This window comes from Bacillus sp. NMCC46, assembly GCF_002998465.1.
Classification (GTDB): domain Bacteria; phylum Bacillota; class Bacilli; order Bacillales; family Bacillaceae; genus Bacillus.
Window position 1 is genome coordinate 223,922 of sequence record NZ_PVQZ01000005.1, and the last position, 13,951, is coordinate 237,872.

Here is a 13,951-nt window from a genome sequence, read left to right on the forward strand (position 1 = left end):
TAGGAGGAGAATGAAGAATGATTCATGTGTTATTCGTTTGTCTTGGCAATATTTGCAGGTCACCGATGGCAGAGGCCATGTTTAGAAAAAGAGTAGAAGATGAGGGGCTTAGCGAGCACTTTGTGATTGATTCAGCAGGGATTGGCGGCTGGCATCAAGGAAGTCCTCCGCATGAAGGAACGCGAAAGCTGCTTGATGAAAAAGGCATCAGCTATGAAGGAATGACTGCAAGACAAATCATGGAGAAGGATATCACCACATACGACTATATCATGGCGATGGATGCAGAAAATGTAGGGGCACTTCGCAGTATAGCCGGCTATGGGAAACATCACTTTATTGGCCGTCTTCTTGATTTTGTAGAAGACGACGATCGAGATGATGTGCCAGATCCTTATTACACTGGGAACTTTGAGGAAGTCCATGAATTAATTGAAACAGGAATTGACCGTTTTTTGACGTATGTAAAGAAAGAGAACCACCTTTAACTGAAAGGAGATCAGACGAGATGGAAGAAAAAAATCAAATCGTGCTCCGAGGAGCTGTCATAGGGGCAGTTTGCGGCGCATTGCTAACTTTATTTCATCGGCCAACGAGAATTGCACTCAAAGACAAATGGAATGACTGCCAGCAAAAGCTGGATGAATACCGCCAGGAGCCAGGCAGAATATCGGCTTGCATGAAAGAAAAGATGGAAGAAACGAAGCAGCTGATGCGAACAGTCTCAGATGATTTGTCATTTTTAAATGAACAGGTCAATCAGTTAAAGGAAACAACCCCAAGGGTATTAGAAATTATTGAAGAAACAAAGGATCACTTTCAATCGAAACAGACAGATTGATCATTGGAGATGAGGCGTATGGGTTTTATTAAAGCGTTAATTGAACGCTTTTTGCTGCATGAAGGACCGGCAAAATCTGCTGAGCTTGCGTATTTCTTTTTGCTTTCATTATTTCCGTTTCTCATCTTCGTGCTGACACTGGTTGGGTATTTGCCGCTGACGTCAAAGGATGTCCTGAGCGTCATTTCTGGTTATGCGCCAGAAGGAGCGCTTTCGATGATTGAATCCATTGCCGATCAGACGCTGAATAATCGTAACGGCGGATTATTATCGTTCGGGATTATTGCCGCCCTTTGGTCAGCATCTAACGGCATTAATGCCGTCGTCAGAGCTTTTAACCATGCTTACGAAGTTGAGGAGAATCGTTCCTTCATTCTCGTACGTTTAACATCAATCATCTTAACGATCGCGATGGTTTTGACCATTATTTTTGCCTTGATGCTGCCTGTCTTTGGAAAAGAACTTGGTTTATTTGTCGCTAAATTAGTCGGGCAGTCAGATGCCTTTCTCACCGTATGGACTGCGATGAGATGGATCATTAGCCCGCTGATTTTGTTGATTGTTTTTACATCCTTGTACTATTTTGCTCCAAACATTAGACTGAAATTGAAATTTGTTCTGCCAGGTGCCATTTTTGCATCGATTGGATGGATTTTGGTCAGCATGCTGTTTTCATTTTACGTAGGCGAGTTTGCCAACTACAGTGCGATGTACGGAAGCATTGGGGGAATCATTATTTTAATGATCTGGTTTTATTTAACCGGCATCATGATTATCCTTGGCGGCGAGCTCAATGCGCTTTTACATAAACGTAAAATCGTACCAGGCAAGCTATAAAGAAATCCGGGCATCCTAAAGAAGAACGAACAAGTTCAATCTGAATGGATGGGGGAAATCACATATGTCCAAACAATCGAAAAAAGGCGGAAGCAATACGAAACAAAACAAAGGTCATCAGCCTAAGCACAAAACAAGCGGCAGTGCGAACGGGCAAAATGGACATCACTAAATGAAAAACTCCTCTGCATAGTGCAGGGGAGTTTTTTTCATTTAGAAATGGATGCATTGGAACTTTCAACCACTGCTGCCGTTCGCCCAAATCGAACGCAGAAAAACACGAATAATATCACGATGCTGACAAGGTAAAGTAAATTCATTCCTTCAAACGTTTGCACAAAGATTCCACCGAGAACAGGCCCGAGAATACTCCCCGCACTAAACGCCATCCCGCACATCAAATTTCCAGCAGGAAGCAGATGCTTTGGCAATAAGTCGGTCATATAACTGATGCCAAGTGAGAAGGTAGAGCCTACAGCCATTCCGGCAATAAAGAAACAAATCGCAACAGCCAAAACCGATTGAATGAAAATTCCTGCTAGTAGGAAAAAGAAAGACCCGACGAGTGTGACACATAAAATGATGCGGCGCCTGCCAAACCGGTCGCTGAGCATCCCGAGAGGTAGCTGAAAGACAATACTTCCAATGGCAAACGCAGGTAAAATAAACGCAACTGCATCTACTGTTACCCCGCTTCTGAGTGCATAAACAGGGAAGTTGCTATTGAGTGTCGTTTCTAAAAAGCCATAGCAAAAAGGCATCATAAAGGCGACCCAGCCAAATTGAAAGGCTTTCTTAAAGCGCTTCAAACTGTTTGTCTGCTCTGACGTCTGCACTTCGCCCGTATCTGGATATGTATTTTTCAAAACAAAAACAAGCAGCCAAATACATAAACTAACGGCACCAGAAACAATGAAAGGTAAAGATGGGTTGATTTCAATGAGTGGTGTTAAAAAAGGTCCAGCGGCAAAACCGAGTCCAAAGGATAACCCATACAATGAAATATTTCGCCCGCGATTTCTCGATGACGACGCATAGGTCACCCACGTCTGTGTAGAGAAATGCAGCATATGATCACCAATCCCGATCATGAGCCGCAGAAAGAACCAGACGACATAAGATTCAAAAAACACAAAGCTAAACAAGCTTAAAAAGACAGCAGCGCCCCCAATGACAATTAACGGCTTAAACCCAAACCGGCGAAGCGGCGCTTCCATAAAGGGAGATGCTAGCAGCACGCCAAGATATAAGCCTGTGGCATGCAGACCGTTTAACGTAGGAGAAGTGCCGGCATGTTCAAAAATAATCGAAATGACAGGCAATAACGCTCCCTGCGAAAAACCAGATACAGATACAAGTAAAATTAAAATCAAAAAGTGAATTCTCGACATAAGAAGCTCCTTACAAGTTCATATTTTCATCGTACAATGGAACCATAGGGGTTTCAATAGAAAGGTGGAAAAGGAATGAAACTGATATACGAAACGGACCGGTGGATTGCGGGAACAAATGAAAAGCAGCTGTATATCTCAGGAAAAGAAGAAATGGGGTACAGGCCATCTCAATTGTTCACCTCAGCTATTGCAGGCTGCTTTGGAGAAATGCTCATTCATGTATGCCGGAAAAAGCGAATATCCTGTGAAGGGCTGACGATCACACCTGAAACGACAAGAGCAGGAGCTGTAAACAAAATCTCCCGTATTCATTTACATATCATTTTTGAACACATCAATACATCTGAAGAACAAATAGATAAAGTCATCACAATTGCTTTGAAGCATTGTTCGATGGTGCAGTCTGTGAAAGGAAGTATTGAGGTCACCTTCTCACACGAGCGAATCTAAATGTATATGATGCCGGCACTCACGAAAGAATAACAATCAGACATATGAAAAGGAGAATGGCTGTATGAATCGTTTGTTTCTTGTGATTGTCGCAATTGGTGTGCCGCTATCGGTCATTGGGAGTTTTCTTCATTTTCCGCAGGTCATCATGTTTGCTGTGTATTGTATCGCCATTATTGGTCTTGCTAGTTTTATGGGAAGAGCCACAGAAAGTCTTGCCATCATAGCGGGCCCAAGAATTGGCGGGCTTTTAAACGCCACATTTGGAAATGCGGTAGAGTTAATTATTTCATTTTTTGCATTAAAGCAAGGACTGACAGCTATTGTACTTGCTTCATTAACTGGATCAGTTATCGGAAACTTACTGCTTGTGGCGGGGCTGTCTTTTTTCGTTGGCGGATTAAAATATAAGCGCCAAGTGTTCAATGTCCACGATGCAAGGCACAACTCGGGCTTGCTCATGTTTGCCATTATTGTGGCGTTTGTCATTCCAGAAGTGTTTTCGGTGGAGATGGCTGAGGATAAACAATTTGTTTTAAGCATTGGAATTAGCATTGTGATGATTTTGCTTTATGTCGCAGCGCTCTATTTCAAACTGGTCAGCCACCGCGGAGTCTATGTTGCCAAGCTGGAGAGCATGGACGGGGAAGCGGAGACGGAAGAAGAAACACCTGAATGGTCTGGTAAGTTTGCCACTGTGATTTTGCTGCTTGCGACGATTGCCGTTGCGTACATTTCAGAGCGCCTCGTCCATACATTTGATACGGTGGGAGAACAATTTGGCTGGAGTGAGCTGTTTATCGGAGTCATTATTGTGGCCATCGTCGGAAATGCCGCAGAACATGCCTCTGCTGTCATCATGGCGTATAAAAACAAAATGGATGTCGCAGTGGAAATAGCTTTTGGTTCCACACTTCAGGTTGCGATGATGGTGGCACCAATCCTTGTCATCAGCTCGCTTTTTTTCAATACGCAGATGCCGCTCATTTTCTCCTTACCAGAGCTCATTGCGATGGCATCCGCTGTATTACTCACAGTCATTTTATCTAATGACGGAGATACCAATTGGTTTGAAGGTGCCACATTGCTTGCTGCCTATTTCATTATGGCGATTGGATTTTTCCTTTTATAATCTTTTGTGGATAAGGGACGTCTTTGCGGAAAATACTATGGAAAAATGAATGAGAAAGAGTGATGATATGAAAAAGATGCCCCGCATCATGTTTGTTGTTCTCTTATCCTTAAGTTTTCTATACAGCTTTCCACTAGAGGCGGCGAAGCCATTTAAAGTGCCATCCTCTGTCGCCAGTATCTCAAAGGAGAATACGTATCCGAACGCGTCACAGGATCAGCCCCTGCTCCAGCCGAGTGAGCTGACAGCTGAATTGTTCAAAACAACGAATGTACCGATTGAAAATACCCATTTAATCAAAATGCTGAATGAATCCAGCATTTCAGGGACGCCATTAGCGGTTGGATACCGCGCGACCATTTTCCTCGGAAGATGGGCACTAAGCTACGATTCAAACGAAACGGTCGCCAACTGGGAATACAAAAAAGTGAATACGAATCACATTGATAACAGAGGCGGCAACAAAACAGCCATTGGTAAATACGTTCAAAAGCAGCAAGTAAAAGTGAGCGGCGGGCTCACAGCAAAGGTGCCAAACCCGGAAGATGTGAAAACATTGATGATGCAAAAAGCCATTCAAAAAACAAAGCTGCCCCTCGCTTTTGACACAGTGATTGGCGCAGGAACAAAACGAGATCAGTCGTACCATGTATCTCCGAAAAAAGCAGCTTCGCTTCATGCCTATGCACCAGCGATTAATGAAAAAGGAAAGGTGACATACGGAGAAGTGTACCTTGTGCTTAAAGGAAATAAACGAAAACTCGTCGTGAAAAACGTGACCTCGCAAGGAATCGGCGCTTGGATTCCTGTGCAGGATCACCTGACGTTTGGTTTTCAAGGGATGAATTAAAACAGTCATCTCCTCTTATCAAGAGAGGAGATGACTGTTTTTTTGCTAATTGGATTTCTTTTTTTCCTGTTTCAGTTCACTCTTGTAAAAATCAAAGAGGTTATAGAAAAACCATAAGATGAAAAGAAAGAAGATCACTTTAGTCAATATCGTTAAATTGTTGAAAATAAAGACCAAGAAACGGGATGATCATAAATCCATAATAAGAAAACCACCATGTTTTAAAGATGGAACTCAGCTCCTTAAAAACTTGTAGAAATTAACATGATATTCACATGGTACATTTTTTTGAGAAAATAAAAAAGCCATAGTAGAAGTTGAATGAACCCAACCACTACTATGGCTTAAATTTTTATTCCCCTAAATCCACATTATGATAAACCTGCTGCACATCTTCAAGCTCTTCTAATACATCGATTAGTTTCTCGAATTGTGCTTTAGATTCATCGTCTAATGTCACTTCGTTTTGAGGAAGCATCGTGATTTCAGCGACAGTGAATTCTTCAACACCGGCTTGTTTGAATGCTTCTTGTACTTGATGGAATTGATCTGGTTCAGCGTATACAATCACTGTTTCATCTTCTTCCATGATGTCACGTACATCAACGTCTGCTTCCATTAAAAGCTCAAGCGTTTCTTCTTCACTTTTTCCTTCGACACCGATGACAGCTGTTTGGTCAAACATATAAGCAACAGAGCCGCTTACGCCCATGTTTCCACCGTTTTTCCCGAATGCCGCACGAACATCTGACGCTGTGCGGTTCACGTTATTGGTGAGGGCATCAACGATTACCATTGATCCGTTTGGACCAAATCCTTCGTAGCGCAGCTCATCGAAATTCTCTTCCGCACCGCCTTTGGCTTTTTCAATGGCACGGTCTACAATGTGTTTTGGGACACTATATGTTTTGGCACGTTCTAGAACAAAGCGAAGTGCTTGGTTTGATTCTGGGTTTGGCTCACCTTGTTTGGCAGCCACATAGATTTCACGCCCGAATTTTGCGTAAATACGACTTGTATTGGCATCCTTTGATGCTTTCTTTTCTTTAATGTTGTTCCACTTACGACCCATCTTATTCACTCTCTTTCACTTAGTAAATACACAGTATGAGGGTCCCCATGCTGCATGAAATCATTCTGCCTTCTATTATACATGAATCAGTCAAGAGGATAGAAGTAAGAGGGCTGAAATGAAGAGATTTCTTAGCTGATGTGTCCAAGCTGTTCAAGCGTTTCATGCTGTTTGTGAGATCTCGTCAGCTCGTCGCACCGAATGATCCTGCCATCTAATAACGTGAAAAGAGCCATGACATCAATTAAACCCCGGTCCCCGCTTGCGAGTTCCACATGTACAGTGTAACGAAAACACCCTTGCTGCGTATCTTCATCAAATAACACATCATGAAAAGCGAGGATTTCAAGCTGTTTTGTCAATCCTTTTAATGTGGATAGATGCTTTTTAAACTCATCAAGTGTCGAAACCTTTCCATCAGTCACTTGCTGATAATCAGGTGAAAAATAAGCCTCCACTTTTTCTATATTGAATTTGATTAATACCTCTTCATACATCTCTTTAATAAATGATATCGCTTCTTTTTTTGTCATGAATCAACATCCTCTCTTTATGTTAACCAGTTAACTATAATCAATTATAATTAACTAGTTAACAAAAAACAATCAAAAAAATAACCCCATCATAAATGAGGTTATTTTGCAGGCTGGGGATAAACGAGATCTTCAAGCAATTTGACATCATGCTGATGAAGTTGTTTGATCATTTCTTTTCGGACAGCGAGGGCAGCATCGAAGTATTTTTCGTCTTCGACCATTCCTTTCACTGTGATCTCAATCCCGCGGTTCAGCTTGTTCAGGCCCATAATGCCATGGACTTGAAACGGTTCAATGGCATGTTGAAATTCATCTTTTTTGAGAAAATCATGATGCATCTGATTTAAATTGTCACAGGCCGTTTCGAGTGCTTGAAAGGCTGTATCTGGGTTTTGATTCGCACTAATTAATACAGACTCCGTAATCCGCATGTAGTGCATGTTATAGTTTTGAATTTGCCGGATGTCTCCGTTAGAAATGGTTAACAGCTTGCCGCTCCATTCTCTAATTTGCAGAGAGCGGAGACCAATCTCTTCAATCGTTCCATTAAAGAGGTTATTCACTGTCACATAATCCCCTTTATGAATCTGACGTTCATAGATCAGAAAAATGCCTGCTAAAATATCGCGAATCAGCGTCTGGGCGCCAAAACCGATGACGATCCCAGCAACACCAGCACCTGCAAGAATTTTCCCAAAATCATGAAAGAAGAGAGAAATGACATACATTACAAAGCAAATCGAAGCGGTGTATTTCGTAACAGATTTGACCAAGCTCTCGATCGTTTTTTTCTTCTTGTCCTCTATAAACTCCGTTCGTTTAAAGAAAATTTGAAGCGCTTTGTTAATCATAAAGACGGCAAGCCAAAGAACGAGTCCAACAAGGAGAATTTCAATGTATTTGTTCTTGACTATTGTCAGAAAAGTATCGTCCATCTATCGGTTACCCCCTGGCTGTACGAGAAGTAAAATCAACATCTTGATAATAGCTGTTTTTCACAAGAACATTCGGACCGAGGCATTGTACGCTTGGACAATGGCAATTCAGCTCTTTTGCTAATTTTGTGTCCATCCAGCGTGAATAAGCAGATTGCAATGTATCAGTAGCAATGTTTCCAAGCGCCGGTGTATCGCCAAAGTCTGTCACAATAATATTCCCATCAAAAATATTCACATTCAAACGTGAGCGGCCGTCAGGGTCATTTCGTACCGTGACATGTTTCTCCTGACGCAATCGCTTGAGGAGGCGCTGATCTTCTTCATCTGTGCTGCAAGAATAAAATGGCAGGGTGCCAAACAGCATCCATGTGTCTTGATCACGAATATCAAGCAGCTGATGAATCGCATCACGCATTTGCGGAAGCGTCAATGATTCAAGGGCGCTGGCAAAATCACTTGGGTACATTGGGTGAACTTCGTGGCGCTGGCATTTCATTTCCTCCACGATTTGCCGGTGGATGTGTTCAATATATGGAAGCGTGCGCTTATTGAGCATGGTTTCAGCAGATACGGTAACACCCGCTTTGACAAGTGCCCGGCTATTTTCAATCATGCGGTTAAATAATTTCTCGCGCTGCTCAAAGGTTGGTTTTCTGTCCATCATCGCAAAACCGACCGTTGCAAACTCTTCGACAGTTCCCCAGTTATGTGAGATGTGAAGGACATCTAAGTATGGAATAATTTCCTCATATCGCGCCAAATCAAGTGTTAAGTTTGAATTGATCTGTGTACGGACGCCGCGTTCATGGGCATACTTTAATAAAGGGACGACATATTCCCGCACAGATTTGAGAGAAAGCATAGGCTCTCCGCCTGTAATACTGATTGAGCGCAGAAGCGGAACTTCATCTAAACGGCGAAGCAGTAAATCAAGCGGCAGTGCATTCGGGTCCTTAGGCTGTAAGGTATAGCCGACCGCACAGTGCTCACATCTCATGTTACACAACGTCGTTGTCGTAAATTCAATATTTGTCAGCTTCATTTCTCCGTAATCCTGCACATCGAGATAGGCTTCCCAAGGGTCATATGCAGGTGTAATCGGACGAAGTGCTGTTTTTTGGTTCATGGTATCTATCTCCTTTTCATTCGGGCAAACGTGGACCCGCCAACAGTTAATTTTAAGCCCCATCACCGTTATACGCAAGTGGGGTTTCATTGATTTACAAGGGAAAAAAAGATAAGCTAGAAACAAATGCTAAAGGGAGTGTATCTATGGGCAAGGCAGCAGACAGCAAAGAGCAGCAGGTTGATTATTTAAAGAACCGATTAGATATGTTTATGAATGTGATTGATTCATTAGATCCTGAATCAACAGATGTTGAGGATATAGACAGACTGATCCAGATGATTGACGACCTAGAAGCGAAATATGAACGGTTTAAAAACGATTGGAAGGAAGAATAGCTCGCGCAGTGCGGGCTTTTTTCTTTAAATTGGCAGGTGAATCAGTGTATGAGTCTCGGTCTTATTCTGCACAATAGAAGAAAAACCGGGAAGTGACGTAAATGAAAAAATACATGCTCATCTGTTTATGTGCGCTTTTTGTATCCATGCCTCTCTCAGAAGCGGAAGCCGTGTCTAATAAGCCCGTCCATTGGGGATTTGCGAAAAGCAAAGAACACAAGCCAGCAGATGCGGGTAAAGAATTGAACGTCCTTTTAAAAAAGTATGATGCCTTTTATTTAGGAAACACGAAAAAGAAAGAGATTTATTTTACCTTCGACAATGGCTATGAAAATGGGTACACGCCGAAGATCTTAGATGTGCTGAAAAAACATCAAGTACCAGGCACCTTTTTTGTGACAGGGCACTTTGTAAAGGATCAGCCTGAGCTCGTCAAACGTATGGCAGAGGAAGGTCATATCATTGGCAACCACTCCTATCACCATCCAGATTTAACAACAAAGAGTACGAAAGAAATCAAAGAAGAGCTGGACCGTGTCAATGAAGCCGTGTACAAAATCACTGGAAAACAAGACAACCTCTATCTTCGTCCGCCGCGCGGTGTATTCAGTGAAAGGGTGCTGAAGGAAACAAAAGAGCTCGGCTACCAAACCGTTTTCTGGTCAGTGGCGTTTGTGGACTGGCATATTCATCATCAAAAAGGAAAACAGTATGCCTACGATCAAATGATGAAGCAGGCGCACCCAGGTGCCATTTACTTACTTCATACCGTCTCAAGGGACAATGCCGAGGCACTGGATGATGCCATCACGGCTCTGAAAAAACAAGGATATTCCTTTAAAAGCCTAGACGATCTCATGCTTGAAAAAGTATGGCATCTGCCTCAGCTATAGAAAAAAGCTTGCAGAAGACCTGCGAGCTTTTTCTTTATCCTTCTCTTATTTTACGCTGAAACAAAATCGGGTGATGACGCGTAAAAGAGTCAATCAAGCCCTCACCGAAAATCGTGATTGTTTGCTCCCAAGGATGTCCTAGCAAGCCCCAATGCATCTCTTTTGATAAAAAGAAATCATAATCCCCGTTAGGAAGCACAGGGACTCTCTATTCCCCAATTTCATCTTTTTCAAATGACCCGTATGGTGTGATCCAGTAGCATTCGTGCTGCCAATCGAGTGCCAGCATATATTCGTCTGTTCTCATATGCTCCTGAAAAGCAAGTAACGCTTTCTCTTCAAGGTCTTCCTCCGCATGTAGAAGGGAAGGGTCCTCAAAATAAACAGAGATATTATATGTAATATAAGGAGATGGTACGTGGAATGAGGGAAAACGAGAGATGCTTGGATTAAATTTGAAATCTCGATAGAACGTCTTCCATACCAGCCTTAGTTCTTGATGAGTCAATGGAATCCAGTTTTCCACCTTAACCGCCCCCAAGCTATTCTCTCAACAAATTATTTGAAAATGCGGAACCACCCTTTATGCTTAAACCACAAAAGCATACCCGAGACGAGCAGACCCATGAAAATCAGCACCCAAAAATAGCCATACTTCCAGTGTAATTCAGGCATGTTGTCAAAGTTCATCCCGTACACCCCAACAATAAAGGTCAGTGGAATAAAAATGGTCGACACAATGGTCAATGTCATCATGATTGCATTCATTCGATTGGAATTCAGCGTCTGATAGCTGTCTCGTAAATCGGCCGTCATATCACGGTTTGACTCGACGATCTCGGTTAGTTTCAAAAGGTGATCATAAATATCATTGAAATATGCTTGCCGGTTCGTATCGCTTCTCATTGTATTTGTGTTGACAATACGATATAAAAGGTCCCTCATCGGAATAATCGTTCTTCGCAGTTTGAGCAAATCGGATCGAATTCCGAATACTTCGTTCATCAGCGTTCCATATGTTTTATGACCTTCTTCATCCTCAATTTCATTCAGCCTGTCCTCAATTTGATAAATAATAGGGAAATAATCATCGACAAGCTGATCAATCAGCATATAGGCGATATGCTCAGGTCCACTGTTTCTGGCTTTATCAGATTCTTTGAGCTTTCGAATGACACGGTCAATGTATGGCGCCTCCTTCAAATGAAAGGTCACGATATAATTGTCACCAACAAACAGATCGATTTCCTCAGATCGAAGCGTCTTTTGATTCAGGGCATGAAGCACGAAAAATAAATACCCTTCATAAAAATCAAGCTTCGGCCGCTGTAAATAATGGAAGCAATCCTCAATCGCAAGCGGATGGAACTGAAAGTATTCCTTCAAAAGCGCTGCTTCCTTTTCCGTTGGCGCATGAAAATCAATCCAGTACCAGGCGATATCGGGGCTTGAAAGCTGCTGTAATGTTGCATGTTCAATCAAGTCGCCGTTTTTTGTCACTGCAATTTTTTTCAGCATGTGCACCCCTCCAGACTTGCATTATATCATGAAGCAGCACCGATGAACTTATACGTGTTCTGCATAAAAAAGCCGATCTCATTACTGAGATCGGTCCAATGTGCGTGTATGATTGATGGATAAAACCGAGAATTAAGGACGACGGAAGTTGACGAAACCACCGTTACGGTCGAACCAGCCTCTAAACGCCCAGTTGATGTAGCCGCCGTCACCTTTGTTTGTGAAAGATCCATTTTCAAATACCCAAACTCCGTAAGTAATGCTTCCGTATTTCACAGTAGCAAACGTTTTGACTCCGTTGAAACGAGTCTCATAACCTTGGCTTAAGTTAAATACCATGACATTGTATTTTGAGCCCGCAGCATAGAAAGCAGACTCCATTAGTCCTTTGACAAAGCCTTCACGGTTTGTGTTAGCATTTGCAGCATTGATTAATGCATTAGCTATACCAAGTACGTCAAAGTTAATATTAACGTTTCCTGCGGTTGTAGATGCTTTACTTTCAGCAGCTTTGTTTAAAACAGTTTGCTGAACAGTAGTTGAAACTGGAGTAGTTTTTTGTTCAGCAGCATCAGCGAATACTGGTAGTGTCGAAGAAACAGCAGTGGCAAGGGCAACAGAAAGAATGGTTTTTTTCATTGGTCGGATCTCCTTTGTTTTTAAATTTTGGTGTTCCTTTTCGTAAAAAGTGAAACTAGGTGAAGCCGGTTATCAATGAGGTAAAATATGGTCCTGCAAGATAAAACAAATGATTGCCTAATCAGCTAATTCCTTTGTTCACCTCCTTGATATGTCATAATTATACAAATGTTTTCGGAATAGAAGATATCACCCAGAGGTTCTATTTCTAATTTAAGGTAAATAATCCTAAAATATTGAAGGGTGCTGTCGAATTTTAGCTGAATTCGACTAAAAATGTTCCTTCATCCAAAAGGAAAATGACCGTAAATAAGGAAGATATAACTGATAAATTCTTGTACTCTTTATGTTTAAAAGTATTCAATATGGAGAATCATTCATGCAAAGTGAAACAATCGCATCTGCGTGTTTGCAGAAAGGAAGAGGAAAACATGTGGGAAAAAGAGCTGATGGTGGAGCCGCCGTATCATTTCGATCAAGTGCTCAGACGCTTATCAAGTGATCCATTAAAAGCAGTCGATTTGAATAAACGAGAAATCAAAGTACCAATTAGGTTAGAACAAAAACCATACGTTGTCGTCGTTCAAGCCACCGGAACAAAAGAAGCGCCCACGTTTCGGGTGCAAGGAAAAGGTCCTGAGGAACCTCTCATATCTGAGGTGAAGCGGATATTTGGCATGAAGCATCAATTACACGCTGTGCATGAGCATTTTTCTCAAACGAATTTAGCGTCCATATTTGAGCGTCATGTCGGGACACCGCTCATGCTGGATTTTCATTTATATCATTGTTTGATGAAATGCATCATTCATCAGCAGCTCAATCTGGCGTTTGCTTATGAGCTCACGAAACGGTTTGTTCATACGTACGGTGAGCAAATAGAAGGTGTGTGGTTTGATCCTTTACCGGAAGCCATCGCCTCACTTGAAACAGAGGATTTGAGAAAGCTCCAATTTAGTCAGCGGAAAGCGGAATATGTCATCGATGTATCGAAGCGAATTGTGAGCGGCTCTCTTTGTTTAGAAGAATTACACGATTTAACTGATCTGGAGGTGGAAGAACGTCTGCTTCCGATTAGAGGGATTGGACCTTGGACAGTTCAAAATGTGCTCATGAATGGACTTGGAAGACCAAATCTCTTTCCGATGGCAGATATCGGTATTCAAAACGCCATCAAGCGGCACTTTGACCTGCCTGAAAAGCCGACAAAAGAAGAAATGGCAGAATTAAGCAAGGAGTGGACCCCGTATTTAAGCTACTCTTCTTTATATTTATGGAGAAGCATTGAGACAGATAAATAAATGAAAGGGATTTTCTCTCTTTGTCCAAGTCATGATATACTAATGAGATGGAATAAAATGAAGACAACCTATCAAGGGTTCAGATA

The 13,951-nt window shown here is 42.0% G+C and carries 16 protein-coding genes and 1 pseudogene; 9 read left to right on the top strand and 8 right to left on the bottom strand.

Going from position 1 to position 13,951, the window contains the following annotated elements:
* Positions 1-17 precede the first annotated feature (17 nt).
* From C6Y01_RS15010 to C6Y01_RS15020, 3 genes are read left to right on the top strand one after another with little or no spacing between them, the layout of a single operon-like run.
* Positions 18-488, top strand: coding sequence for a low molecular weight protein-tyrosine-phosphatase (locus C6Y01_RS15010; protein WP_034665148.1), 471 nt, complete (start codon positions 18-20; stop codon positions 486-488).
* Positions 489-508: 20 nt separating this feature from the next.
* Positions 509-841 (top strand): YtxH domain-containing protein, encoded by a 333-nt coding sequence (locus C6Y01_RS15015; RefSeq protein WP_106038429.1) that lies wholly within the window; start codon positions 509-511, stop codon positions 839-841.
* 18 nt (positions 842-859) lie between these two features.
* Positions 860-1,678, top strand: a complete 819-nt coding sequence (locus C6Y01_RS15020; protein ID WP_034665141.1) for a YihY/virulence factor BrkB family protein — start codon at positions 860-862, stop codon at positions 1,676-1,678.
* 209 nt (positions 1,679-1,887) lie between these two features.
* Here C6Y01_RS15020 and C6Y01_RS15025 read toward each other — a convergent pair whose 3' ends face one another.
* Positions 1,888-3,069 (bottom strand): MFS transporter, encoded by a 1,182-nt coding sequence (locus C6Y01_RS15025; protein ID WP_066031166.1) that lies wholly within the window; start codon positions 3,067-3,069, stop codon positions 1,888-1,890.
* 75 nt (positions 3,070-3,144) lie between these two features.
* Here C6Y01_RS15025 and C6Y01_RS15030 point away from each other — a divergent pair, with 75 nt between their 5' ends.
* The 3 genes from C6Y01_RS15030 to C6Y01_RS15040 all read left to right on the top strand — a co-directional run bounded on the left by C6Y01_RS15030 (position 3,145) and on the right by C6Y01_RS15040 (position 5,504).
* Positions 3,145-3,522 (top strand): OsmC family protein, encoded by a 378-nt coding sequence (locus C6Y01_RS15030; protein WP_106038430.1) that lies wholly within the window; start codon positions 3,145-3,147, stop codon positions 3,520-3,522.
* A 64-nt stretch (positions 3,523-3,586) separates the two neighbouring features.
* Entirely contained in the window at positions 3,587-4,654 is a 1,068-nt protein-coding gene (cax, locus tag C6Y01_RS15035) for a calcium/proton exchanger (RefSeq protein WP_034665131.1), read from the top strand.
* 67 nt (positions 4,655-4,721) lie between these two features.
* The gene (locus tag C6Y01_RS15040; protein WP_034665127.1) at positions 4,722-5,504 is read left to right on the top strand and encodes a YfkD famly protein; all 783 of its coding nucleotides are present in this window, start codon (positions 4,722-4,724) and stop codon (positions 5,502-5,504) included.
* A gap of 352 nt (positions 5,505-5,856) precedes the next feature.
* Here the strand turns inward: C6Y01_RS15040 and C6Y01_RS15045 are convergent, their stop codons facing one another.
* From C6Y01_RS15045 to yfkAB, 4 genes are all read right to left on the bottom strand, one after another.
* Positions 5,857-6,576, bottom strand: coding sequence for a YebC/PmpR family DNA-binding transcriptional regulator (locus tag C6Y01_RS15045; protein WP_034665120.1), 720 nt, complete (start codon positions 6,574-6,576; stop codon positions 5,857-5,859).
* Between the two features lie 131 nt (positions 6,577-6,707).
* Positions 6,708-7,109: a nuclear transport factor 2 family protein gene (locus C6Y01_RS15050; RefSeq protein ID WP_106038431.1), complete on the bottom strand. Its 402-nt coding sequence runs from the start codon at positions 7,107-7,109 to the stop codon at positions 6,708-6,710.
* A gap of 101 nt (positions 7,110-7,210) precedes the next feature.
* The gene (locus tag C6Y01_RS15055; RefSeq protein WP_060595782.1) at positions 7,211-8,047 is read right to left on the bottom strand and encodes a mechanosensitive ion channel family protein; all 837 of its coding nucleotides are present in this window, start codon (positions 8,045-8,047) and stop codon (positions 7,211-7,213) included.
* 7 nt (positions 8,048-8,054) lie between these two features.
* The gene (gene yfkAB, locus C6Y01_RS15060) at positions 8,055-9,176 is read right to left on the bottom strand and encodes a radical SAM/CxCxxxxC motif protein YfkAB (RefSeq protein WP_034665111.1); all 1,122 of its coding nucleotides are present in this window, start codon (positions 9,174-9,176) and stop codon (positions 8,055-8,057) included.
* 146 nt (positions 9,177-9,322) lie between these two features.
* Here yfkAB and C6Y01_RS15065 point away from each other — a divergent pair, with 146 nt between their 5' ends.
* Together C6Y01_RS15065 and pdaA are read left to right on the top strand one after the other, a co-directional pair.
* Positions 9,323-9,514 carry an SE1561 family protein gene (locus C6Y01_RS15065; RefSeq protein ID WP_012009274.1) on the top strand — a complete coding sequence of 64 codons (192 nt, stop codon included), beginning with the start codon at positions 9,323-9,325 and terminating at the stop codon, positions 9,512-9,514.
* 101 nt (positions 9,515-9,615) lie between these two features.
* The gene (gene pdaA / locus C6Y01_RS15070) at positions 9,616-10,407 is read left to right on the top strand and encodes a delta-lactam-biosynthetic de-N-acetylase (protein WP_095286087.1); all 792 of its coding nucleotides are present in this window, start codon (positions 9,616-9,618) and stop codon (positions 10,405-10,407) included.
* A gap of 34 nt (positions 10,408-10,441) precedes the next feature.
* Here the strand turns inward: pdaA and C6Y01_RS15075 are convergent.
* The 3 genes and pseudogenes from C6Y01_RS15075 to C6Y01_RS15085 form a co-directional block, all read right to left on the bottom strand.
* Positions 10,442-10,933: pseudogene (locus tag C6Y01_RS15075) on the bottom strand (DUF2716 domain-containing protein).
* A 32-nt stretch (positions 10,934-10,965) separates the two neighbouring features.
* Positions 10,966-11,925 (bottom strand): magnesium/cobalt transporter CorA, encoded by a 960-nt coding sequence (gene corA / locus C6Y01_RS15080; protein WP_034665104.1) that lies wholly within the window; start codon positions 11,923-11,925, stop codon positions 10,966-10,968.
* Positions 11,926-12,057: 132 nt separating this feature from the next.
* Entirely contained in the window at positions 12,058-12,564 is a 507-nt protein-coding gene (locus C6Y01_RS15085; protein ID WP_034665101.1) for a hypothetical protein, read from the bottom strand.
* A 431-nt stretch (positions 12,565-12,995) separates the two neighbouring features.
* Here C6Y01_RS15085 and C6Y01_RS15090 point away from each other — a divergent pair, with 431 nt between their 5' ends.
* Positions 12,996-13,865, top strand: a complete 870-nt coding sequence (locus tag C6Y01_RS15090) for a DNA-3-methyladenine glycosylase family protein (RefSeq protein ID WP_106038432.1) — start codon at positions 12,996-12,998, stop codon at positions 13,863-13,865.
* Positions 13,866-13,951 lie beyond the last annotated feature (86 nt).

Excerpts from the sequence above, each read along its gene's own strand:
- C6Y01_RS15045 (WP_034665120.1), bottom strand. The coding sequence starts at position 6,576 with ATGGGTCGTAAGTGGAACAACATTAAAGAAAAGAAAGCATCAAAGGAT.
- cax (WP_034665131.1), top strand. The coding sequence starts at position 3,587 with ATGAATCGTTTGTTTCTTGTGATTGTCGCAATTGGTGTGCCGCTATCG.
- C6Y01_RS15050 (WP_106038431.1), bottom strand. The coding sequence starts at position 7,109 with ATGACAAAAAAAGAAGCGATATCATTTATTAAAGAGATGTATGAAGAG.
- C6Y01_RS15020 (WP_034665141.1), top strand. The coding sequence starts at position 860 with ATGGGTTTTATTAAAGCGTTAATTGAACGCTTTTTGCTGCATGAAGGA.
- C6Y01_RS15015 (WP_106038429.1), top strand. The coding sequence starts at position 509 with ATGGAAGAAAAAAATCAAATCGTGCTCCGAGGAGCTGTCATAGGGGCA.
- C6Y01_RS15040 (WP_034665127.1), top strand. The coding sequence starts at position 4,722 with ATGAAAAAGATGCCCCGCATCATGTTTGTTGTTCTCTTATCCTTAAGT.
- C6Y01_RS15065 (WP_012009274.1), top strand. The coding sequence starts at position 9,323 with ATGGGCAAGGCAGCAGACAGCAAAGAGCAGCAGGTTGATTATTTAAAG.
- yfkAB (WP_034665111.1), bottom strand. The coding sequence starts at position 9,176 with ATGAACCAAAAAACAGCACTTCGTCCGATTACACCTGCATATGACCCT.
- C6Y01_RS15085 (WP_034665101.1), bottom strand. The coding sequence starts at position 12,564 with ATGAAAAAAACCATTCTTTCTGTTGCCCTTGCCACTGCTGTTTCTTCG.
- C6Y01_RS15055 (WP_060595782.1), bottom strand. The coding sequence starts at position 8,047 with ATGGACGATACTTTTCTGACAATAGTCAAGAACAAATACATTGAAATT.
- pdaA (WP_095286087.1), top strand. The coding sequence starts at position 9,616 with ATGAAAAAATACATGCTCATCTGTTTATGTGCGCTTTTTGTATCCATG.
- C6Y01_RS15030 (WP_106038430.1), top strand. The coding sequence starts at position 3,145 with ATGAAACTGATATACGAAACGGACCGGTGGATTGCGGGAACAAATGAA.
- C6Y01_RS15090 (WP_106038432.1), top strand. The coding sequence starts at position 12,996 with ATGTGGGAAAAAGAGCTGATGGTGGAGCCGCCGTATCATTTCGATCAA.
- C6Y01_RS15025 (WP_066031166.1), bottom strand. The coding sequence starts at position 3,069 with ATGTCGAGAATTCACTTTTTGATTTTAATTTTACTTGTATCTGTATCT.
- C6Y01_RS15010 (WP_034665148.1), top strand. The coding sequence starts at position 18 with ATGATTCATGTGTTATTCGTTTGTCTTGGCAATATTTGCAGGTCACCG.
- corA (WP_034665104.1), bottom strand. The coding sequence starts at position 11,925 with ATGCTGAAAAAAATTGCAGTGACAAAAAACGGCGACTTGATTGAACAT.